Annotated in this window: 23 protein-coding genes and 2 tRNA genes; 15 read left to right on the top strand and 10 right to left on the bottom strand. The window is 67.1% G+C overall.

Annotated elements, in window-relative coordinates; genetic code table 11:
- Positions 1 to 21: 21 nt before the first annotated feature.
- The 5 genes from AB0H42_RS10095 to AB0H42_RS10075 all read left to right on the top strand — a co-directional run bounded on the left by AB0H42_RS10095 (position 22) and on the right by AB0H42_RS10075 (position 2,458).
- Positions 22 to 109, top strand: a tRNA-Ser gene (locus AB0H42_RS10095).
- Positions 110 to 296: 187 nt separating this feature from the next.
- Complete coding sequence (locus AB0H42_RS10090; RefSeq protein WP_357052646.1) at positions 297 to 623, top strand: type VII secretion target; 327 nt, start codon at positions 297 to 299, stop codon at positions 621 to 623.
- Entirely contained in the window at positions 623 to 1,348 is a 726-nt protein-coding gene (locus AB0H42_RS10085) for a hypothetical protein (protein WP_357052643.1), read from the top strand. Before AB0H42_RS10090 ends, AB0H42_RS10085 begins: the two co-directional genes overlap by 1 nt.
- A gap of 1 nt (position 1,349) precedes the next feature.
- Positions 1,350 to 1,835, top strand: a complete 486-nt coding sequence (locus AB0H42_RS10080) for a hypothetical protein (protein WP_357052640.1) — start codon at positions 1,350 to 1,352, stop codon at positions 1,833 to 1,835.
- Complete coding sequence (locus AB0H42_RS10075; protein WP_357052637.1) at positions 1,832 to 2,458, top strand: hypothetical protein; 627 nt, start codon at positions 1,832 to 1,834, stop codon at positions 2,456 to 2,458. Before AB0H42_RS10080 ends, AB0H42_RS10075 begins: the two co-directional genes overlap by 4 nt.
- Here AB0H42_RS10075 and AB0H42_RS10070 read toward each other — a convergent pair.
- Positions 2,388 to 3,485, bottom strand: coding sequence for a zeta toxin family protein (locus AB0H42_RS10070; protein ID WP_357052635.1), 1,098 nt, complete (start codon positions 3,483 to 3,485; stop codon positions 2,388 to 2,390). The two genes, AB0H42_RS10075 and AB0H42_RS10070, sit on opposite strands and share 71 nt — an antisense overlap.
- A 256-nt stretch (positions 3,486 to 3,741) precedes the next feature.
- Between AB0H42_RS10070 and AB0H42_RS10065 the strand changes: the two genes are divergently transcribed.
- Entirely contained in the window at positions 3,742 to 4,356 is a 615-nt protein-coding gene (locus AB0H42_RS10065; RefSeq protein WP_357052632.1) for a putative glycolipid-binding domain-containing protein, read from the top strand.
- Between the two features lie 7 nt (positions 4,357 to 4,363).
- On the opposite strand, the gene AB0H42_RS10060 is transcribed toward AB0H42_RS10065, so the two are convergent.
- Complete coding sequence (locus tag AB0H42_RS10060) at positions 4,364 to 5,332, bottom strand: prephenate dehydrogenase (RefSeq protein WP_357052629.1); 969 nt, start codon at positions 5,330 to 5,332, stop codon at positions 4,364 to 4,366.
- A 58-nt stretch (positions 5,333 to 5,390) separates the two neighbouring features.
- Here AB0H42_RS10060 and AB0H42_RS10055 point away from each other — a divergent pair, with 58 nt between their 5' ends.
- From AB0H42_RS10055 to AB0H42_RS10045, 3 genes are all read left to right on the top strand, one after another.
- Positions 5,391 to 5,930: a tRNA adenosine deaminase-associated protein gene (locus AB0H42_RS10055; protein ID WP_357052626.1), complete on the top strand. Its 540-nt coding sequence runs from the start codon at positions 5,391 to 5,393 to the stop codon at positions 5,928 to 5,930.
- A gap of 28 nt (positions 5,931 to 5,958) precedes the next feature.
- Positions 5,959 to 6,393 (top strand): nucleoside deaminase, encoded by a 435-nt coding sequence (locus AB0H42_RS10050; RefSeq protein ID WP_030524293.1) that lies wholly within the window; start codon positions 5,959 to 5,961, stop codon positions 6,391 to 6,393.
- Positions 6,394 to 6,493: 100 nt separating this feature from the next.
- Positions 6,494 to 6,581 (top strand) — tRNA-Ser (locus AB0H42_RS10045).
- Between the two features lie 32 nt (positions 6,582 to 6,613).
- Here the strand turns inward: AB0H42_RS10045 and AB0H42_RS10040 are convergent.
- On the bottom strand, positions 6,614 to 7,420 hold the full coding sequence (locus tag AB0H42_RS10040; protein ID WP_357052623.1) for a ferredoxin reductase: 807 nt from the start codon (positions 7,418 to 7,420) through the stop codon (positions 6,614 to 6,616).
- A gap of 174 nt (positions 7,421 to 7,594) precedes the next feature.
- On the opposite strand from AB0H42_RS10040, the gene AB0H42_RS10035 reads away from it, so the two are divergent.
- Positions 7,595 to 8,200 (top strand): helix-turn-helix domain-containing protein, encoded by a 606-nt coding sequence (locus tag AB0H42_RS10035; protein WP_357052620.1) that lies wholly within the window; start codon positions 7,595 to 7,597, stop codon positions 8,198 to 8,200.
- 57 nt (positions 8,201 to 8,257) lie between these two features.
- On the opposite strand, the gene AB0H42_RS10030 is transcribed toward AB0H42_RS10035, so the two are convergent.
- Positions 8,258 to 8,980, bottom strand: coding sequence for a TetR/AcrR family transcriptional regulator C-terminal domain-containing protein (locus AB0H42_RS10030; RefSeq protein WP_357052617.1), 723 nt, complete (start codon positions 8,978 to 8,980; stop codon positions 8,258 to 8,260).
- 113 nt (positions 8,981 to 9,093) lie between these two features.
- On the opposite strand from AB0H42_RS10030, the gene AB0H42_RS10025 reads away from it, so the two are divergent.
- The 4 genes from AB0H42_RS10025 (at position 9,094) to AB0H42_RS10010 (ending at position 13,591) form a co-directional block, all read left to right on the top strand.
- Positions 9,094 to 10,617, top strand: a complete 1,524-nt coding sequence (locus AB0H42_RS10025) for an MFS transporter (RefSeq protein ID WP_357052613.1) — start codon at positions 9,094 to 9,096, stop codon at positions 10,615 to 10,617.
- Positions 10,614 to 10,796, top strand: a complete 183-nt coding sequence (locus AB0H42_RS10020; protein WP_357052610.1) for a hypothetical protein — start codon at positions 10,614 to 10,616, stop codon at positions 10,794 to 10,796. The genes AB0H42_RS10025 and AB0H42_RS10020 overlap by 4 nt, the downstream gene beginning before the upstream one ends.
- A gap of 42 nt (positions 10,797 to 10,838) precedes the next feature.
- The gene (locus tag AB0H42_RS10015) at positions 10,839 to 12,296 is read left to right on the top strand and encodes a serine hydrolase domain-containing protein (RefSeq protein WP_357052607.1); all 1,458 of its coding nucleotides are present in this window, start codon (positions 10,839 to 10,841) and stop codon (positions 12,294 to 12,296) included.
- 446 nt (positions 12,297 to 12,742) lie between these two features.
- A complete protein-coding gene (locus AB0H42_RS10010) occupies positions 12,743 to 13,591 on the top strand; it encodes a hypothetical protein (protein WP_357052605.1) in 849 nt (282 codons plus the stop codon).
- 122 nt (positions 13,592 to 13,713) lie between these two features.
- Here AB0H42_RS10010 and AB0H42_RS10005 read toward each other — a convergent pair whose 3' ends face one another.
- The 4 genes from AB0H42_RS10005 to AB0H42_RS09990 form a co-directional block, all read right to left on the bottom strand.
- Positions 13,714 to 15,021 (bottom strand): APC family permease, encoded by a 1,308-nt coding sequence (locus AB0H42_RS10005; protein WP_357052602.1) that lies wholly within the window; start codon positions 15,019 to 15,021, stop codon positions 13,714 to 13,716.
- 109 nt (positions 15,022 to 15,130) lie between these two features.
- Positions 15,131 to 15,436 carry a hypothetical protein gene (locus tag AB0H42_RS10000; RefSeq protein WP_357052599.1) on the bottom strand — a complete coding sequence of 102 codons (306 nt, stop codon included), beginning with the start codon at positions 15,434 to 15,436 and terminating at the stop codon, positions 15,131 to 15,133.
- Positions 15,437 to 15,587: 151 nt separating this feature from the next.
- Positions 15,588 to 15,884, bottom strand: a complete 297-nt coding sequence (locus tag AB0H42_RS09995; RefSeq protein WP_357052596.1) for a hypothetical protein — start codon at positions 15,882 to 15,884, stop codon at positions 15,588 to 15,590.
- Positions 15,881 to 16,117 (bottom strand): hypothetical protein, encoded by a 237-nt coding sequence (locus AB0H42_RS09990; protein WP_357052593.1) that lies wholly within the window; start codon positions 16,115 to 16,117, stop codon positions 15,881 to 15,883. Before AB0H42_RS09990 ends, AB0H42_RS09995 begins: the two co-directional genes overlap by 4 nt.
- Between AB0H42_RS09990 and AB0H42_RS09985 the strand changes: the two genes are divergently transcribed.
- Positions 16,116 to 17,552 (top strand): helix-turn-helix transcriptional regulator, encoded by a 1,437-nt coding sequence (locus AB0H42_RS09985; RefSeq protein WP_357052590.1) that lies wholly within the window; start codon positions 16,116 to 16,118, stop codon positions 17,550 to 17,552. The two genes, AB0H42_RS09990 and AB0H42_RS09985, sit on opposite strands and share 2 nt — an antisense overlap.
- Here the strand turns inward: AB0H42_RS09985 and AB0H42_RS09980 are convergent, their stop codons facing one another.
- Together AB0H42_RS09980 and AB0H42_RS09975 are read right to left on the bottom strand one after the other, a co-directional pair.
- On the bottom strand, positions 17,553 to 17,858 hold the full coding sequence (locus AB0H42_RS09980; protein WP_357052587.1) for an antibiotic biosynthesis monooxygenase: 306 nt from the start codon (positions 17,856 to 17,858) through the stop codon (positions 17,553 to 17,555). It lies immediately after the preceding gene.
- A 669-nt stretch (positions 17,859 to 18,527) separates the two neighbouring features.
- The gene (locus AB0H42_RS09975; RefSeq protein ID WP_357052584.1) at positions 18,528 to 19,145 is read right to left on the bottom strand and encodes a hypothetical protein; all 618 of its coding nucleotides are present in this window, start codon (positions 19,143 to 19,145) and stop codon (positions 18,528 to 18,530) included.
- Positions 19,146 to 19,553 lie beyond the last annotated feature (408 nt).

Below are 19,553 nucleotides of genomic sequence, written 5' to 3'. Positions count from 1 at the left end.
ATCGGTTACCATCGAGGCCCTGGAGACGTGGCAGAGCGGCCGAATGCACTCGCCTTGAAAGCGAGAGTCGTGAGAGCGACCGGGGGTTCAAATCCCTCCGTCTCCGCCAGAATCGGCAGATCGATCTGCCGTACGCCCCCGCTGCGGTCGGCCGTCGCACATGGCCTGCTCCGCAAGACGACCTCGGGGATCGCGGGGCAAGGCCGCGAACGCGCGGTTGTCCTGCCCGTCCGGCTGTGTAATGGTGTGCCGATGCAGAGCGCGGTGTGGGAGCGCCGCGGGAGGGAGGGGGCCGAATGCCGGAAGAACTCGATGTCGATCCGGAAGAAGTCGACAAATTCTCGGCGAGCTTGCAGAAGCTGGCAGACGAGAACGCGAGCGCGACGGCCTATATCGACAAATGGCTGGTGGTCGACAACACGGTCTGGGGCGACGGTGGACTGATCCGCCTCGGAGCGAGTGCCATCAGCGAGGCCCACGCGAAACTGAAGCCGAACTACGAGACGCTGGGCCGGCTGTCCGCGGCCGCCGCGACCGAACTGGCCGCGGTGGCGCAGATGTACCGGACCACGGATCGCGCGAATGCCGCGGCATTGGACCGCACGTACGAGGCCGGTAAGTGATGGCCGGCGCACCTGTCGAGAAATTGGCCGAGCCTGCGCCCGAAGACCCGATGAACGATAATTTCGAGCTCATCGTGACCTCCAACGAGATCTCACCCACCTACTGGGCATGTACTTGGCTCAAGAATGTTGTGGGTGTGGACCCGGTGGAGTGGCTGGCGCAAAAAATCTCCGGCGATTGGGAAGCCCTCCAGAAAGCGGGCCTGGCGGTCGAGAACCTCGCGGCTTATAACGCGAGTTTCTCCGCCGAGATCGAGAACGCGGCCAAGGCCGTCGACCCGACCTGGGACGGCAATGCGGCGTCGAATGCGCAAACGTACTTCGCCGAGTTGGCCACGGCGGTCGCTGCGCAGGTCGAATCTCTGAACACGATCGCGGATGAGATCAAGAACTTCGCAAACGCGGCGTATTACGGGGCGAAAACGATCGGCGACGGTGTGCAGACCCTCCTGGATATCGGCGCCATCGCCTTGATTCAGTTGGCTGCGCTGAAACTATCCGCGGTAAGCGGCGTGGGCATCGTCGCCACCGCGGCGCTTGCCGCAGCCGCTACCTTGACCACGCTCAGGGCCATCGCGGCATTCAATATGTTGGTCTCCGAGCTGACCTCGATCTATATCGGCTTGGAAGGGACTGCCGGGCTCATCTACGCGGGCATAGGTGCGATCCAGTCCGCCGACTTGCCCACGCTGCCCGAGAAGTCCTACGACCATCCGGGGGCCTGAGATGAGTTCACCCGAGCCGATACACGATCTCGCGCGGGGAGATATCGCGGTCTCGCGCCAGCTCTCCCAAGCACTCCGGGTCATCCTGGACGGCACGACGGATCCCGCGCTGAAGAAGCAGATTCGCGCGATCCTCGACGGCCGGGCCAGCGCGCGAGAACTGATGCACAGCGACGCGTTCAACGTGGTTCTCGATCAGACCATACCCGCGGCTATGCAGGAGTTCGCGGATATGCCTGAGGAAGAGAGGCAGCGGCTCGCGGCCCAGGGACAAGCGCAGCTCGACCAGCTCCGCGATCTGCCCGCGGCGTGGTCCCCGCCGCCATCATCCCCGCCCCCACCGGCAGTACCGCAGCCCTCGCCTTTGGGTGGCACTGTACAGCCGGGGGGACGCGAGTCCTACCGTGACCAGGTCGTCACGCCCGACGAACCCGATGAGGATGACCTCTACTTCCGTGATCGCTGGAAGAACGGCTGGCTGCAGTGAGCGGGCGGCCGAAAGTGCTGTTCGAGACGGAGTTGGACCCGGACCGTGTCCCGCTTCTCACGACGGCGCCGCTGAACCTGAAGCTTGCCGAGATCATGCCCGATGTGTGCAGCGAACACGGCCTACCGGCGGTGGAGAGCTGTTCTTTCGCAGTGAATTCCATGGGTCAGCCGGGTTCGGAGATTCCGACGATGCGGGCTTTCCTCCGATCGATCAGGCCGCCCTGGAAGCCTCGGGAGAACTACGGGGTACAGGCCTGCCTACGCTTCGAATGCCCGGCCTGCGAATACTGCATGGACGAGGTCCGTCGATTCCGGCGGATCGCGCTGCTGATGCTGCTGACCGTCGTGGTGACGATCGGGGCGCTGGTGGCGGCGGTCCTTTTCCGGGTCGAGCAGCTCTATGTGCCGCTGGGCTTCGCCGCCGTGCCCGGATGTTTCCCCCTCGCCACGGCTGTCGGCCTGATCTCCTGGATGCGGTCCGACTACTTCGCGGATGTCTGGTTGACCGATTCGACCGAGCAGTTGATCGTGTCGGCGCACCCGGACTTCGTCACCGCCGTCGATCGGCTTCGAGCGGAGTCCCGGGACCGAGGAAGTGGTGCCGACGTCTCCGATGGGTGAGGGCCGGTCTCGAGGCGTCCGGGCTCAGGTCGGGATCGCCTCGTCCACCCGTTTCATCTCGTTCCACAGCCGGTGCCAGTCCGCGGCCCGGCCCGGCTGCCCGGCGTACGCCTGTGTGAGCGTCTCGCGAAAATTCTGCGTCTTCGCGGTCCTCGGCCGGCGTGCGTGGGCGGTCCCGCTCCGCCGCGAGGACCCGGCTGCCTTCCGGTAGCTCGGACCATTCGCCCGTCGCCACCCGATGGTTCTCGTACAGCAGGCCGGAGCGGGAGCGCACCCTGATCTCGTCGAGGGCCACCGGTGGGTGTGGCGATTCGAGCAGGCGTAACAACTCGGCCGAGCCGTCGAAACAGATGTCCTGCGCACGGACGGGCACGTACCTGCCGGTGCCGTCGCGCAGGCATTCGCCGAGGAAGCGGGTGAGCACCGACGCTCCGCTCTGCCGGCGCGAGACCGCCACGGCTTCGACGGCCGAGTGGTACTTGTGCATCTGGAAGCGGTCGATGACCCCCACCGCCCGTGCCGGGTTGCCCGCACCCTCCTCGAGGACCGCGTTCCGGCGTCCCGCGATCACATGGTCGATGGACATATCGAGCCATCGTTCCGCCGTCGGGTAGAGGTGGTCACCGGCCGTGAAATCGTCGAGCGCACGGAGTTCGGCGAACATCGGGTGGTACCGCATGTAGTTGTCGGCGATCAGCGGGACCGCGCCACCGCGGTCGCGGAAGGACGCGACGATAGCCCTTATGGCCGTGGACTTCCCGGCACCCGGCTGGGCCAACGCGACAACCAGCCGGGGCCGCCCCGCCGCGGCCGCGACGCGACCCTGGACATCCAGCTGTTCTGGAACGATTCTCGTCTCGAAGATCCGGCGCATATCGTGATCGGACAACGCGAAGCGAAGGGCGCCCTTGCGCAGTTGGTCCGCGAATTCGTGTCCGGATCTGCTCAGTTCACCGCTCGCGGTGTAGATCGCGTTGCCGATCCGTCGGACTCCCCGCGCCGCGACCGTCGACACCGGGGATCGCAAGCACTCCACATCAACCCACAGGATGCGATTCTCTCGGATTCTCGCTGGTGGGCAGCCACGGGGTCACCCGACCGTGCGCCCGGAAAGGTGCCGGAGCGGCTGTCCACGCACCTCGCCGGGAAGAGCAATCGGGTGCGCATCCCGCGTCCCTGCTCGCTCCCGGGCGTCATAGGGGGTAGGCCGGAGCCGTTGTCGCGCGACGCGGAACACGGCCCGCGTGAGCGCTGTGGGCGCGGGTGTTGCGTACGGTGGACACGTGACGCAATCGAGCGACGTAACCCCCGGACCGGCGGTGACGCCGGCCGCCGGACGGTGGCCCGCGGTTCTCACCTGGCGTGCGCACGACGGCTCGCGGATGGAATCGGTTCGCGTAACGCTCAACGGCAACCGGATCCGCGCCAGCGGCCGCATCATCGGCAGCGGCTGCGGCGAGCACACCGCGTTCAGCGCCTCCTATGACCTGGTCACCGATGAGAACGGGGCGACCAGGCGGCTGTCGATGAGCAGCACCACCGCCGCCGGGGAACGGCACGCGTCCCTGGCCCGCGACGAGGAGAACTACTGGCTCGTCGACGCCACCGGCACCCATATCCGGTCCATGTTCGGCGGCGCCCTGGACGCGGATGTGGTGCTCAGCCCGTTCTTCAATACCCTGCCCATCCGCCGGTTCGACCTGCAGCACGCCATGGAGGATGTGCAGGTCCCGGTGGTCTATGTCCGGTTGCCGGAGCTGACGGTGCAGGAGGCCGATCTCACCTATAGCAGCGCCGGAGACGGGATCAGCGTTCTCTCGCCGGTGTCCAGCGCGACCCTCACCGTCGATCCCGACGGTTTCGTCTTGGACTACCCGGGCCTGGCCGAGCGGGTCTGAGTACGGGTCAATCGCCGGCCGGAGCCGCCGCGAGGCGGGTGACGACCCCGCCTGCCCGGCCCGCTTCCTGCAGTTTCTCCAGCCATCCCGCCGTGCCCGGGAAGACCTCGGTGATCTCCCAGCGTTCGGCCGTTTCGTAGCGCTGCCGGGCGGCGTGACCGGCCGCGGTCAGATCGGCGAGGGAGGTCTGCGCGGACAGTGACTCCCGGGCCTCACCCAGCGCGGTCAGCGTCTCGTCCAGTACCGCCAGTAGCGCCTCGGCGTTGGGTTCGCAGATCGCCCGCACCAGATCGGGTGCGGTGCCCGCGACCCGTGTGCCGTCCCGGAACGACCCCGCCGCCAATCCGAGCGCGAGGTCCCCGCCGCGGGCCCCGGCCACCGCCAGCGCCTCGGCGAGTACATGCGGTAGATGGGAGATCCGGGCCACGGCGCGGTCGTGTTCGGAGGCGGTCACGGGGACGGCCACCGCACCGCAGTCCAGGGCCAGCCGCGTGACACGCGTCCAGACGTCCGCGTCGGTGCCCGGGTCCACCCCGACCGCCCACGCCGCGCCGCGGAACAGTCCCGCATCGGTTGCCTGCCAGCCCGATTCGGCGGTGCCCGCCATCGGGTGCCCGCCGACGTAGCGGGCTTCGAGCCCGTACCGCCGCACCGCCGCCGCGACAGGGGCCTTCACACTCACCACATCGGTCAGCGCGCACCGCGGCGCGTATTCGGCGATTGCGTCGAGCATCGTGTTCACCGCCGGCATCGGCACCGCCACCACGATCAGGGCATCGGCCTCGGCGGCCCGGCGCAATACCGCGGCGAGATCGTCGCCGACATCGAAACCCGAGGTCCGGGCCGCCGCCACGCCCGGCGCCGAGCGGTTGTATCCCCAGCACGTCCGACCGGCCGCGGTCGCCGCACGCAGCAGCGAGCCGCCGATCAAACCCGTTCCGAGAACACAGAGCGCCGTATGGCCGTCAGCAGTCACCGGAACAGATTCGCATACGACTTCATCTAACGGCCTCGGGCCGACTACCGTTGCGCCCATGGCAGCACAGCGCGCGGGCACGAACAAGGCGGCGTCGGATGATTACGACGACGTGGAAGGGTTCGCGGTGGCCGTTGTCCGGGAAGACGGTACGTGGCGGTGCACTCCGCTGACGTCGGCCGCGCTCACCACACTGTCGGCCGCGGAGAACGAGCTGAAGGCGCTGCGTTCCTCCGGCGCGGTGTTCGGGCTCCTGGATGTCGACGACGAATTCTTCATCGTGGTCCGGCCCGCCCCGAGCGGCACCCGGCTGCTGGTGTCGGACGCGACCGCGGCGATCGATTACGACATCGCCGCCGATGTCCTGGAGGAACTCCATATCGACATCCCCGATATCGACCCGGACGAACTCGACGATGTCGAACCGTGGGAGGAGGGCGATCTCGGCGTCCTGGCCGATCTGGGCCTGCCCGAACCGGTGCTCAGTGTGATTCTCGCCGAGACCGATCTCTATCCCGACGAACAGCTCGCGATGATCGCCCAGCGGCTGGGCTTCGCGTCGGAGTTCTCCGCGGTGCTCGACAAACTGCCCCGCTGAGGTGAGCGTTCCGCTCGCCGATATCGAGATGGTGCGTACGGCCCTCGCCGTCGCCGCCACCGCCGACCCGCGGGACGTTCCCGTGGGCGCGGTGGTGTTCGACGACCAGGGTCGGGAGCTGGCCCGCGCCACCAATGCGCGTGAGGCCTCCGGCGACCCCACCGCGCATGCCGAGGTGCTGGCCCTGCGCCGCGCGGCCGCGGTCCACGGCGACGGCTGGCGGCTCACCGGCACCACTCTCGCGGTGACCCTGGAGCCGTGCACCATGTGCGCCGGCGCGCTGGTGGCGGCCCGGGTGGATCGGCTGCTGTTCGGGGCGTGGGAGCCGAAGACGGGGGCGGTCGGTTCGCTGTGGGATGTGGTCCGCGACCGGCGCCTCAACCATCGTCCTCAGGTGCGCGGCGGGATCTTGGAGCCCGAATGCGCGGCGATTCTCGACGACTTCTTCCGGACCCAGCGCTGAAGCTTCTTCGGGAATGGTCCCGTGCGTGTGGGCACCGCGAAAGTTCGCAGGTCGGGCCCCCGATTTAGGGATACGGGGCTGTTCCGGTATTCTTGCGGGCGGTGGCGTGTCCGAGCGGCCTAAGGAGCACGCCTCGAAAGCGTGTGAGGGGTAACCCCCCTCCGAGGGTTCAAATCCCTCCGCCACCGCTTCAGCCCCTTACCTGTGGTGAGGGGCTTTTTCAATGGAACGGCCGGGAGGACACCGCGTCGGACGCCGGGGTGGCCCGCCTCGCCGGGCAGCGTTCGAGATGCAGTGTGCAGGTGGGGTTCACCCGCGGCAGGGCGCGCGCGGCGGCTTCCTGCATGGGAGTGGGCCCGCAGACATACACGGCCGCATGCGGGTTCGCGCGGGCGAGGATTTCCTCCATATCCGGAGTCCCGAACTCGTCGTCCGGCCGGATGACCGCGCCGGGGACCCGGTCGAGGAAGGGCATCGACTCCCGGCTGCGCCCGATGTAGACGAGGTTGCCGCGCCGGCCGGCCGCCTGGGCCATGGGGAGGATGGGGGTGATCCCCATGCCGCCGGCGACGAACAGGTACTCCTCCGCGTCGATGAACGGGAAGGTGTGCCGGGGGCCGTGGACCCGCAGTGCGTCACCGCTGCGGAGGCTTTCGTGGATTTCGATCGAGCCGCCGTTGCCGTGCGGCATGAGCCGGACGGCGATGCGGTAGGCGGATCGGTCGCGGGGATCGCCGCACAGCGAGTACCGGCGGCGGCGCCCGGACGGTAGGGACAGTTCCAGGTGGGCGCCCGGTAACCAGGCGGGTAACGGATCGCCGTCGGGATCCACCAGGATCACCGCCACCACGTCGACGGCCTTGCGCCGGATCGCGGCGACCACGAGTCTGCGGTTGAATCCGCTGTGCCAGAGCACCTTCGAGTGCGGCAGCAACGAGGCGGGCCGGTGGGCGACGAATATCGATCGGCAGACGTCCACGGCCGTGCCGATCATCTGGAAACCGCGAGCCGGTACCTGGGTGCCCATCAGTTGTCTCCCGATAGTCGGGATGTACGACGCGCCAGGGTGAAACAAGCGGATGCTCGGCTGGTCTGCACCATTCGGCGAATCTACATCGCAACATAATTAATAGCAATGTTGCAATATTGCGAGTGCCCGATAGGTGTTTGCGCTCACGCGGTACTTGCTAGCGTTAACTGCATGTCCGCCGCGTATACATCGTCACCCGGACTGCAGGACGGTATCGAGGCTCGCATTCTGGACGCGGCGTTGATCAGATTCAGCGAGTTCGGCGTCAAGAAGACGACTATCGAAGACATCGCCAGGCAGGCCGGTGTCGACCGCGTCACCATCTATCGCCGTGTCGGCTCCCGAGACGATGTGGTGCAGGCGGTAGTGAGCCGGGAGGTAGCCGCGGTGCTGACCGAGGTCGATGCCATCTCCACCCGCCATGACAGCCTCGCCGATCTCATCTCCGACATCTTTGTCACGGTGATCACACGCTGGCGGGAACACACGCTGGTCAACCGCATGCTCACCGTGGAACCGGAACGGATCCTGGAGAAGCTCACCGTCGAGGGCGGCCCGGTCTTCGCGATGTCGGTCGCCGCCACACACACCGCCCTGTGCCGCGCCGCCGACGCCGGCCTGCTGATCGAGCCGGCCGATCTGCTCGCCCGCGCGGAAGTGGCATGTCGTGTGCTGCATTCCTTCATCCTGTGCCCCTCGGGTCTGGTTCCGCTGGAATCCGACGAGCAGCTCGACGAATTCGCCAGGGCCTACCTGGTTCCTATCGTCACCGGCTGAGAACGGTCATCTGTTGGTCGAGCCGGGTGCCGGTCACGGGCCGTCCACCGGTTCGACTCACCCGAGCCGGATCTGCAGGCCGTCGAGCACCCGCTGCACCCCGTAATCGAAGGCGCTCTCTCGGGCCCGACGCGGATCCCGATCGCGTATCGCGGCGAATTCTTCTCGCAACCTCGGATGCTCCCGCGTGGCCTGCTCGGCGGCCGACCCCAGGCTCTCGAGCCATACACGCTCGTCCTTGCCGCTACGGGCGAGTGTGGACAAGTAGGCCGCCTCGCTGGATGCCATGCCCATCACGTACGCGACGAGGGTGCTCATCGCATGGTCCCGCTCGTCCGGCGCGAATCCCGCAGTCTCGAACACGGTGAGTAGGCGCTCGTTCAGCCGCATCATGTTGGGTCCCAGGTACGCGAGCCCGGACTGTCCGAGCATTGATGTCATCCAGGGATGGCGCAGGATCATGGCACGCAAGTTGTCTGCGGTTTCGCGGGCCGCCGTGCGCCAGGCCGTCTGTTCGTGCACGTCGGGCACCACCAGTTCGCCGTAGACCTCGTCTACAACCAGCTCGATGAGTTCGTCCTTGTTGGCGACGTGGCGGTAGAGCGAGGTGGCTCCCGCGCCGAGCCGGGTACTGAGGGTGCGCATGCTCAGCGCCTCGATGCCGTCGGCGTCGAGCAGGCGGACGGCATCGGCGACGATTCGCTCGCGGCTCAGCGCCGGCTGCTCCTTGCGGCGCGGGCGTGTCCACACCGACGGGATCGGCTGTTCATCGGCCGACATCGGGTCTCCCTTCTACGGTCATCGTGATGAGCACATCGTACGCCAATTGCGCACGGCTCTTACTTTGCGTACAGTGTGCGCATTGGCGAACATCGAACGCTGGGAGTTCCGACATGGAAGTGATCCGCGACCCGCGGCGCTGGCTGGTTCTGATCGTGCTGTGCCTCAGCACGCTGGTGCTGGTCGTCGACAACATGGCACTGGCGGTGGCGGTCCCACCGTTGACCCAGGATCTGCAGGCCGGCGCTCAGGACATGCAGTGGATACTGGACTCCTACATCCTGGTGTTCGCCGGTCTGCTGCTGACTTCCGGCAGCCTCTCGGACCGGTTCGGCCGCCGCCGCGTGATGATCATCGGTCTGGTGCTCTTCGGGCTCGCGTCGCTTGTCGCCACGTTCGCCGCCAGTCCGGGTGAGCTCATCGCGGCCCGGGTCGTGATGGGTATCGGCGGCGCTCTGGTGATGCCCAGCACGCTGTCGATCCTGATCACTGTCTTCGATGGCACCGAGCGGCGTAAGGCCATGACCGCCTGGAGCGCAGTCGCGATGATCGGCCTGGTGGGCGGCCCGGTCCTCGGCGGCGCACTCATCGCGTGGTTCTGGTGGGGTGCCGTCTTCCTCATCAATGTTCCGATCGCGGTGGTGGCGATCATCGCGGCCGTCGTGCTCATGCCCGAGTCGAAGGGGCCTTGGCGGAAACCCGACCCGCTCGGTGCGGTGTTGTCCGCGGTCGGCATGACGGCGCTGGTCTGGTCGATCATCGAGCTGCCGAAGAGCGGTTTCGGTCATCCGAGCACGCTGGGCGCGCTCGTGGTCGCGGTCGTATCGCTGGGCGCGTTCGTGGTGTGGGAGCGGCGGACGCCGGCCCCGATGGTTCCACTGGCGCTCTTCCGCGACCGTGCCTTCAGCGGCGGCTCCCTGGCGCTGACGCTGGTCCAGGTCGGCAACGGCGGACTCCTGCTGATCCTGACGCAGTATCTGCAGTACGTCCTCGACTACACCCCCACCCAGGCCGGGCTCGCGTTCATCCCGATGGCGGCCGCCTCGCTGCTGTGCAACACGCTCGGCGTGACGTTCGGCAGCCGGATCGGCAACCGCACCCTCGCCGTCGTCGGACTCACCACGCTGGCCGCCGGATTCGGCAAGCTGTCCACGCTGACGCCCGAAGACGGGTTCGCGATGCTGGCCGCTGCCCTATGTGTCCTCGGTGCCGGCGGAGGACTCGCGATGCCCGCCATCACCAGCGCACTGATGGGCGCCGTGCCGCCGGAGCAGGCGGGCGTCGGGTCCGCACTCAACGACACCATCCAACAGGCCGGCGCCGCGCTCGGTATCGCCGTCCTCGGCAGCGTCGTGACCAGCGCCTTCACCAGGAATATGCCCGCCGACGCACCGGAAGCGGCGCGGCGGTCCATCGGCGAGGCCCTCGCCCTCGGTGACACCGGCATCGCGGACGCCGCGCGAGACGTCTTCACTGCCGCGATGAACACCGCCTTCCTCGGCGCCGCGCTCGGCGTGTTCGCCGCCGCGATTCTCACCTTCGTCATCATGCGCGATCGCACCGCCACCCCGGCGGCGCCGGCTGCGACCGAGATCCCGGCCACCTCCACCGTCCGAGATCGGAGCTTCACATCATGATCACCTCGTACCGGCAGCATCGGCTCGGCCCCCTGCGCGCCACCCAGCGCGTTCGCGGAGCGCCGCCGGCCGTCCTCGTAGACGGGGACATGCTGCGCCGCAAGGAGTCCGGGTCGCCGCGTCCGGTTGCCTCCGCCGACGCCCGGGAGCGCGAGCCCGCGCAGGCCGCCCACTCCTGACCTCATCCCAATACCCAACGACAACTTACTGAGGAAAGATCGATGAACACGGAATTGAACTGGAACGCCGAAGGCGACTGGACCGCGCAGGGCGACTGGGGTCTGCACGACTCGGCGGGCCGCCGCTTCGAGGCCGGGCGCTGGCAGGCTCGCCTGGACGAGTTGCGCGCCGCGCATCACGTCCCGGGCGCCGCACTGGCTGTGCTGATCAACGGGCAGGTGCACGAACTGGCCAGCGGCGTACTGCACCGCGGCACCGGCGTGGAGGTGACGACGGACTCGATGTTCCTGTCCGGTTCGATCGCCAAGATCTATACCGCCACGCTCATCATGCGGCTGATCGACGAGGGCCGGCTGAGCCTGGACACCCGGGTGGCCGACGTGCTGCCCGAGTTCGCCACCCCCGACCCCCAGGCCACCGCCGAGATCACCGTACGGCGGCTCCTGTCGCACACCGGCGGCGTCACCAACGACTTCAACCACGACAGCGGCCGTGGCGACGACTGCCTGGCCAAGTACGTCCAGGCTGCTAGGGAGGTGCCGCTGGACTGCCCGCCCGGCACCGCGACCTCCTACGGCGGTCTGGGCTACATCGTGCTCGGCCGCCTCATCGAGGTACTCACCGGCGGTACCTGGGACCAGGCGCTCCAGGACCTGCTGTTCACCCCGCTCGGCCTGGAGCACTCGATGACCCTGCCGGAGGAGGCCCTGCGGTTCCGCACGGCGATGAGCCACCTGGGCGAGGTCGGCGCCGACCCCGACCCGGCTCCCGCCTGGGACCTGATGCCGCGCTCGGCCGGCCCGGCCGGCCGCGTCATCGTCTCCGCCGGCGACATGGCTCGCCTCGCCGGCCTGCACCTCAACGGCGGCACCGCGGCCGACGGCACCCGCGTGCTGTCGGAGCAGGCAGTCGCCGCGATGCAGCGCCGTGAGACCGACGTGCTCGACAAGTGGACGGTCTCCGCCGATGGCTGGGGACTGGGCTGGACCCTGTATGACTGGAACGGCATCGCCGGCTACGGCCACGACGGCGCGGCCATCGGCCAGTATTCCTACCTGCGGGTCGTCCCGCACGCAGGACTCGCTCTGGTGCTGATGACCAACGGCGGCAGTGCCCGCCTGCTGTACGCCGACCTGTTCCGCGAGCTGCTCAGCGAGCTGGCCGGGGTCACGATGCCTCCCCCGTTCGCGCCGCCTGCCCAGCCACCCACTGTCGACCTCGCCCCGCTACTCGGTACCTACCGGCGCGAAGGCGTCGTCATCACCGTCAGCAGGCGTGAGGACGGCGGCGCGCAGATGCTGTACGAGTTCGTCGACGGCATGAAGGACATGTCCCCGCCCCTGGACATGGACCTCACCCCGGTGACACCGACCGTGTTCGCCGCCTCCGGCGCGGGCCCCTCCTTCAGCGAGGGCTACATGCCCGTGGTGTTCTCCACCTTGTCCAACGGCACCGCCTGCGTGTACGTCGGCATGCGAGCCACCCCCAAGGTCGGCTGACCCCGTCGGCCGCCGGTCGGCGGAGGGCACAGTAACCGCGGAGGCAGCGGCGCCGGACCCCGCGCTTACGTGATTCCCATCGTGGCCTCCGGGCAGTGCGGACCGAGCCGCCGGGCGGCGGTGCAGAGGACAGTAACCGCCCGCAACGGATGCCATGCTCGCGCCACGACCACTCCACCTCTGATCAGTCCCGTGTCCGAGCTCGGCAACGGTTACGGCAGCCTCAACGCCTTCGCCGTGGTCAAGGGACGCGGTGGCGCCCGGGCCTTCATCGAAGGTCCTGGGCGCGGTGTTCGACGGAGCGTAAACGCCGGAGGCGCACGCGGTCGATACCGGTTCTCCGCACGGCGGGTTCCCGGCCGCCGGCCGCGGCGGCACTGTCACGGTTTCGGCGCGGATCGTGGAAATCGCCGGGCAGCGCCCGGCGCCCTGGAGAATCAAAAGGTATGACCGGTCTCGTCCTGACGCCTGAACGCCGCACCGAATTGGCCGTGTTGCTCGACGACGAGGCCCGGTTGCGGACCGAATACCCGAAGGTCGCCGAGTACCTGACCACCGCTCCACTGCTGGACGGGACCGGCGATCCGCACACCGACGCGGCCTTCGACCTGCGGTTCGTGCACTACATGACCGGCGGCGAAACCGAGTCGGGCAATCCGTACTGGGATATCGTCGGCCCGGCCGTCGGATCCGCCGGTGACCGGCGGGTCGTCGACGGCGGCAATCCGCGGGGGAGCGTGCGGCTGGGGTTCGCTCAGACGATTCTGCAGGCCGCCTACGCCTACGCGATCCCGGCACCGGAGACGCTCGACTGGATCGTGGCCTTCGGCGCGGGACGCCCCCTGGTCGAGTTGGGGGCGGGACGCGGCTACTGGGCGAAACTACTCGCCGACCGGGGTGTCGCGATCAGGGCGTTCGATTCGGCGCCCCCGGACACCACGGTGAACGTGTCCTTTCCCGGTAGCGCCGGACACCCGGCGGTGTGGTTTCCGGTCGGCGCGGCCGAGGGGTTCGCGGCCGGGTTGGACGCGGAATCGGTTCTGTTCCTGTGCTGGCCCCCGGGGTGGGGCGATCGAATGGCGTCGGCCGCACTCGAACTCTTCGAGTCCCGAGGCGGCCGGCGCCTGATCTACGTGGGCGAACCCCAGGGTGGCAAGACCGGCGACGACGCGTTCTTCGATCGCCTCGCGGCCGGGTGGTCGCTGGAATCGGTGGACGAGCGGCACGTCTGCTGGTGGAATCTCGGCGATGTCGCCCAGGGATGGGTACGGAACGGAAACCGGCGCCGGGCCTGATACCAGCGTTACCCGGAAGGCGGGAAGGCTGACGATGGCCACAAAGCCACCGAAGTCACAGAGCAGGACCAGGCCCAGCGGAATCAGCCGGCGGAGCAGGCGGGCCTCGTGCCGGGTCGCCGTCAGGAGGCAGCGCCGTTGCCGGATGACCGTTGTCGCACCCGGGCACGAACCACGTAGATCGCCACTCCCACAGCGGTAGCCGCCACCCCGGAAGCCACTGCCGTCCAAGGCAGGGTGAAGGCCAGTACGAGGCATCCGAACAGGCCGAGGACCGGGATCACGCGCGGTGGCCGGTTCTCGGCCGCGGTCAGGGTAAGGGCCGAGGCGTTGGCGACGGCGTAGTACAGGAGCACACCGAAGGAGGAGAACCCGATGGTCGAACGCACATCGGCGGTCGCGGCCACCACCGCCACGACCACGCCGACGCCGATCTCCGCACGGTGCGGCACCCCGAACCGGGGATGCACCGCCGAAAGCGCTCGAGGCAGATATCGATCGCGTGCCATGGCCAGCGCAGTGCGGGAAACCCCCAGGGTCAAGGCGAGGAGCGAGCCGAGTGCCGCCGCGGCCGCCCCGGCGCGGACCACGGGTTCGAGCCAGGTCACGCCGGTGGCATGCACGGTCTGCGAGAGGGGAGCGGTCGCCTCCGCCAGCTGCCGGGGGCCGAGTACCGCCAGCGCGGTTACCGCCACCACTGTGTAGACGGCCAGGGTGATCGCCAGCGCGAGTGGAATCGCCCGCGGGATTGTGCGCGCCGGATCGCGTACTTCCTCTGCGAGGGTGGCGATTCGCGCGTACCCCGCGAACGCGAAGAACAGCAGTCCCGCGGACTGGAGGATCCCACCGAAGGACACCTCGTCGTCGAACACGAGCTGCCCCGTTTCGGCGTGCCCGGTGGTAACGGCGGCCACCACCACGGCGGCCAGCACACCCAGCACGACGGCTACCACGATGCGGGTCAGCTCGGCCGATTTCTCCACGCCGCGGTAGTTGACCGCGGTCATCGTCACCACGGCGGCGACGGCGACGGCATGCGCCCGCTCCGGCCACACATAGGCGCCCACGGTCAGCGCCATCGCCGCACACGAAGCGGTTTTGCCGACCACGAAACTCCAGCCCGCCAGAAACCCCCAGAACTCCCCGAGCCGCGCCCGGCCGTACACATAGGTGCCGCCGGAAACCGGATACCGTGCCGCCAGCCGAGCCGACGAGGTGGCGTTGCAGTAGGCGACCACCGCCGCCACCACCAGCCCGGCCAGTAGGCCGGCCCCGGCCGCGCGCGCGGCCGGTCCGAGGGCGGCGAAGATTCCCGCACCGATCATCGAGCCCAGACCGATCATTACCGCATCGGAGAGGCCGATCCGCCTGCGCAGCCCGGCGGGACCCCGCTCCGGCGGGTGGTCCGGGGTAGACGATCGCTCGACCACAACTTCTCCTGGCAGCACGCCGAGCCGACAGCTCGGACAAACGGCGGGCCCTTTCGCAACCTATCCCCCGACCGGCGCCTTCGCTACCCGACCGGGCCGCACGCCGCACTCAGTCGATGCCGGCGCGATACCGGGTGACCGCTTCCTCGACCTGCCGGCCGTCACCGGAGTTCTCCCGCTCGACGGCCCGGAGCACGTCCGCGATCTTGGCCATGCGCCGCTCGACCTGCGCGCGGTGATCCTCTATATCGGGCTCGTCGTAGCGGGCGATCGCCGACAGGACCTCGTCGAGTTCCGTCGCCACATCGGCCGCGCCCAGCTCGACCAGGCGGTCGCGCACGGCGGCCAGATCGTCGCTCCGGCCGCGCAACTCCTCGGGCCCCAGTTCGGACAGACACTTGTCGCCGCCGCTCATTTCTGCATCCTCCCAGCTCCGGGTCGTCGTGGTTCGGTCCTCGCCGCCGGTATAACCACTTTCTCGCTTCGCTATCCCTCGACACTGGGACTCTCCGTCGACGAGTAAGACGGTGATCGCCGGCACAACGTGCGTGCTCGAGCACGCGCCACTATCGATCGACCACACCGACCGCGGTCACCAGTCTCGTGAGCGTGACCACCAACTGCCACGAGCGATTCCTCCGAACCTCGTCTTCGGTGAGGTGCGGAACTACAACTGCCTCGGCGTCGGATTCCAGCATGTGATGAATAGCGATGAGCGCCGCGAGTTGCGGGGTGGTGTCCGTGACGACCGTGTACACGATTTCGAGGCCGTGCTCCTGTGCCAATCGGTCGATAACGCCGCTGTCGCAATCGGTCCGGCGCAGTACGAGTGCTCTCAGCTTTCCGGATATCGGCTTACTCACGGGCGTGCCCGGGCCGCGAACTCCGCCGCAGTTTCGAAGCGGGGGCAGCGGTGCTCGGCGTGGGTCGCCATCACCTGATGTGCGTGTGCGTATCCGCGGATCGGGGCCTGTGACCGGCAATGGGTCGTGGGCTGGTCCAGGTTGCGCAGGCCATCGGCGATCTGCCGCAGAACCTTCGGGTCGTCGGTGACCCAGGTTTTTCCCGCCTGCAGGAGTTTCAATGTCGCCGCCATGGCCCGGTTCTTCGGTGCTCGGAAGGGAAGGGCTGGGATCTCTGTCATTCGGAGACCTCGGTTTGTTGTGGAGGGGTGTGGATGGGGGCGTTCTGCTTCCTCGGTGACCGAGTCGCCCTGTTCGAGCGGAGCGACTGTCGTATCGGACTGTGCCCGTGCGCTCGGTGCCGGAGTACGAAGCTTTTTCGCACCCGGAGCCCCCTGGCGGCGGTTTACTGGAACGGTGACGGAAAAGACCGACGATGCCGTGGGCTCACGCGTCGCCCAGGCTCGAAAGCTGGCCGGTATGACGCAGAGAGAACTCGCTGCGCGAGCGAATGTGTCGATCGGTCTCATTCGCTCGGTGGAGCAGAAGCGGGTGCCTGCTACAGCTGCGTTCCTGGGCGCGGTCTCCAAAGCTCTTCGGGTCGGAGTTGCCGACCTCACTGGGCAGCCGTTTCGCCCCGGGCTCGGGCACGACGCCGAAATGCACGCCGCCATCTCCGGGCTGCGTACCGAACTCGCCGCCTACGACATCGACAATCACGCAGTGTCGGCGGTGCGGCCCTTCGAGCAGTTGCGGGAAGCAGTCGCTCGGATCTGTATCTACCGCCGGAACGCGTCATTCCATCGCTTGGGCGAGGAACTTCTGCCGCTGATGGGGGAGCTTCGGGCGGCGGTGCATCGAAGTGCCGGTCACGAGCGAGAGCAGGCGGCAGCTCTTCTGTGCGAGTTGTACTACTCAGCGCACAGTGTTGCGCACAAACTGGGTTATATCGACCTTGCTGGTACCGCGGTCGACCGCCTGACCTGGTCTGCGGCGAAGTCCGGCGACTCGCTGTGGATCGCTGCGGCCCAATTCCAGCGTGCGGCCATTCTGACCGCAGGGGGCGACTGGACTGCGGCGATGTGTTTTCTGGAGAACTGCCGGGCCGATATCGAATTCCGGCTCGGTACCGCCGCCCGGAAGGACCTCATCGCGTGGGGCGGTCTCCACCTCCAGTCGGGCTTGGCCGCTTCCCGTTCCGGGAAGCGTGATCTCGCCGATGAACACCTGGCCGAAGCCCGCGAGGCCGCGCGACGGTTGGGAGATGACCGCGATCGAATACTGTCGTTCGGCCCGACCAACGTAGCCATCTGGTCGGTTGCTCTGTCGGTAGAAGCCATGGATGCGGCGACAGCTTTGAGCCGAGCGCATACGGTCGTGATCCCGGCGACGACACCGAAGGAGCGGTCCGGGCATCACTACATCGACCTCTCGCGGGCATTTCTTCTTCAGGGCGACCGTGGGCGGGCGCTGGAGTCGCTGTATACCGCGAAAAGGATCGCGCCCGCCCAGACCCGGTACAACCCGATGGTCCGCGAAACGGTACGTGCTCTGGCTCGCGCCGAAGCCCGCCGGGGCGACGCCGTGCACGGGCTGGCCGTGTGGTGCGGGATCGCCGACCGGCTGTGATCAGGGCAGGCCCTTGGCGGCGGCCGGGGTCAGGAACTCGACCCGGAAATCGACAACGTAGTCGGCGCGCCGATCGAGGAAGTGGCGGGTGTGAGGCTGACGCTCATGTTCCTCGAACGCTTCGCGGTCCCGGTAGACCTCGTAGAAGATGCGGGCGAGTGGGGCGTCCGCCACGGTGTGGGTGACGTAGACGAGGGTGCCGGGTTCGGACTCGGTGATGCCCTCGGCGGTCTCCGCCACCAACCGGTCGAATGCTTCGGCGGCATCGGCGTCCTTCAGGTTGAATCTCACCACGAGCGCGAACATCGACCCTCCAATACACCGAACTGCACGGACGGCCAGTGTCGCACGCGTTCACATCCGCGGCCCGGTGCGTGTCCTACCCGATCGGCTCGACGACTACCGACGGCCCGGCATTCGATCGTGTGTTCCAGGGTGGAGCCCGCCGCTGACTCTTATGTCCAACTCGCGGGCTGGAGCCGCGGTATCAATCTCCGCGCATCGGCCTGGGAATGATGCTCTTTCAGGGCCGACAGGATTTGAACTAGTAACCTTCTGATCCATCCCGTGGGCCCTTTCCGTCCGCTGAAGTCTGCCAGTGTCGTTGTGAGACTGAGCGTTCCGGTGAATCTGGCGATTCTGGGTTTCGGTCGGTTCGCCACTATATGCGGACGTTTGTATGGCCAAAGTAACGCCTTCTCGAGTCGCAACCCTGTGCTGGCCCTGCTGGGTGGTGGTATGCGCATACAGGGGGCTGGCTACCCGCCTGCCCCATTAGGGCCTGCCCTTCTCGCGTAGAGGCTCCGCGGTCAGGGTGGCGATAGCCATCAGCGAAGCTGACGCCGTAGGCGCCCTTGACGGTGGAGGGGCGCGGGAACACAATGCAGGCCACCAACCAGCAGGGCCACGCGGCCGTAGGTAGCGAGATGTCCTGGCGAGCGAAAGACTATCTATTCAGGAGGTAACAGAGTCCAGCTAGAAAACGGATAGCCAGTCTTGAATCTGGGGCCATACTGCTCCCTTATTAGCAACAAGCAGGGACGTAATCGAGACCAATAGGGAGGTGCCCGAAACAAGCAATGCTCTACGACTCAATCGATTGCTCGCTGCGCTCGCGCCAAGTGAAGATGCTGTAGATAACGCGTTGCGGTAGGCCGTGTCCTCTGTGAGCAGCTCTTCGAAGGCTTGAGTACGAATTTCCCCAAGGTGTTCTATGAAGTCGTATTCTTCCGGTGGATTGTGTACTTCTGGTGCCGGCAATGCCTTGACCGTGATTCCGTGTCCTCGCCAGTAGCTAGCCCACAGGTCCGCTGTATCCCGTGCGACGACAGGCAAGTCGATACTCATTGCGAGCAACTCACGCTTGAGTTGGTCGACCTGGCGGGGCCTAAACTCCATGTGTTTTGAACGTGCGGTATCACGAGAATCAGAAAATGTAGCTCGCAGCTGATCCGTGTATCGCACGACGGCTATATGAAGAAGAAAGCTTCTGATCCCGTCATCGGCCATTGCTGCCAGAGCCGAGGCGGAATAGGGTTTATTGCCGTAGCCTTGCCGGTCATTTAGTTGCGCCACAGTCTCGTAGGCGCCCACAACTCCCCAGCAATTTTGCAGTGGTTCAGTCGGACGAGGAAGGGGGTCTCCCTCCACGAACACCGTTCCAGGGATCTGCGGAGAAACGAGATTATAGAGATTATTGCGCCCATGCCTAGCGCTCGGAGCGGTTCACCAAGTTCCCGAGAAGCTTTAGTGGTCGTCGGGTCAAATTCTGTAAACAAATTGAAGTCGATGACAGGCTGTCGCATCTCTACATCGGCGAAATAGCCGCTGCAGTTTTTCGTAAGCCAGGTGCGGGCGAGATCATGTATCCGCTGACGCTCGCGCTGGACGGCGAGAATAGCCGCGAAGTAGCGATTTTCAACTTTTGGACGCTGAAAACCTCGCAACTTAAGCGTGGGCTCATGCTGTGCATGCCATACAGTGTTTAGGGCGCTACTTCCG

Origin of the sequence: Nocardia sp. NPDC050799, assembly GCF_040654015.1 — a bacterium.
Lineage (GTDB): Bacteria > Actinomycetota > Actinomycetes > Mycobacteriales > Mycobacteriaceae > Nocardia.
This window is presented reverse-complemented; position numbering and strand designations above follow the sequence as displayed.

Bases quoted from the DNA above. Each gene is read 5' to 3' on its own strand.
- AB0H42_RS10090 (WP_357052646.1), top strand. From the start codon at position 297: ATGCCGGAAGAACTCGATGTCGATCCGGAAGAAGTCGACAAATTCTCG.
- AB0H42_RS10085 (WP_357052643.1), top strand. From the start codon at position 623: ATGGCCGGCGCACCTGTCGAGAAATTGGCCGAGCCTGCGCCCGAAGAC.
- AB0H42_RS10080 (WP_357052640.1), top strand. From the start codon at position 1,350: ATGAGTTCACCCGAGCCGATACACGATCTCGCGCGGGGAGATATCGCG.
- AB0H42_RS10055 (WP_357052626.1), top strand. From the start codon at position 5,391: ATGGCAGCACAGCGCGCGGGCACGAACAAGGCGGCGTCGGATGATTAC.
- AB0H42_RS10050 (WP_030524293.1), top strand. From the start codon at position 5,959: ATGGTGCGTACGGCCCTCGCCGTCGCCGCCACCGCCGACCCGCGGGAC.
- AB0H42_RS10040 (WP_357052623.1), bottom strand. From the start codon at position 7,420: ATGGGCACCCAGGTACCGGCTCGCGGTTTCCAGATGATCGGCACGGCC.
- AB0H42_RS10035 (WP_357052620.1), top strand. From the start codon at position 7,595: ATGTCCGCCGCGTATACATCGTCACCCGGACTGCAGGACGGTATCGAG.
- AB0H42_RS10030 (WP_357052617.1), bottom strand. From the start codon at position 8,980: ATGTCGGCCGATGAACAGCCGATCCCGTCGGTGTGGACACGCCCGCGC.
- AB0H42_RS10025 (WP_357052613.1), top strand. From the start codon at position 9,094: ATGGAAGTGATCCGCGACCCGCGGCGCTGGCTGGTTCTGATCGTGCTG.
- AB0H42_RS10020 (WP_357052610.1), top strand. From the start codon at position 10,614: ATGATCACCTCGTACCGGCAGCATCGGCTCGGCCCCCTGCGCGCCACC.
- AB0H42_RS10015 (WP_357052607.1), top strand. From the start codon at position 10,839: ATGAACACGGAATTGAACTGGAACGCCGAAGGCGACTGGACCGCGCAG.
- AB0H42_RS10010 (WP_357052605.1), top strand. From the start codon at position 12,743: ATGACCGGTCTCGTCCTGACGCCTGAACGCCGCACCGAATTGGCCGTG.
- AB0H42_RS10000 (WP_357052599.1), bottom strand. From the start codon at position 15,436: ATGAGCGGCGGCGACAAGTGTCTGTCCGAACTGGGGCCCGAGGAGTTG.
- AB0H42_RS09985 (WP_357052590.1), top strand. From the start codon at position 16,116: ATGGCCCGGTTCTTCGGTGCTCGGAAGGGAAGGGCTGGGATCTCTGTC.
- AB0H42_RS09990 (WP_357052593.1), bottom strand. From the start codon at position 16,117: ATGGCGGCGACATTGAAACTCCTGCAGGCGGGAAAAACCTGGGTCACC.
- AB0H42_RS09980 (WP_357052587.1), bottom strand. From the start codon at position 17,858: ATGTTCGCGCTCGTGGTGAGATTCAACCTGAAGGACGCCGATGCCGCC.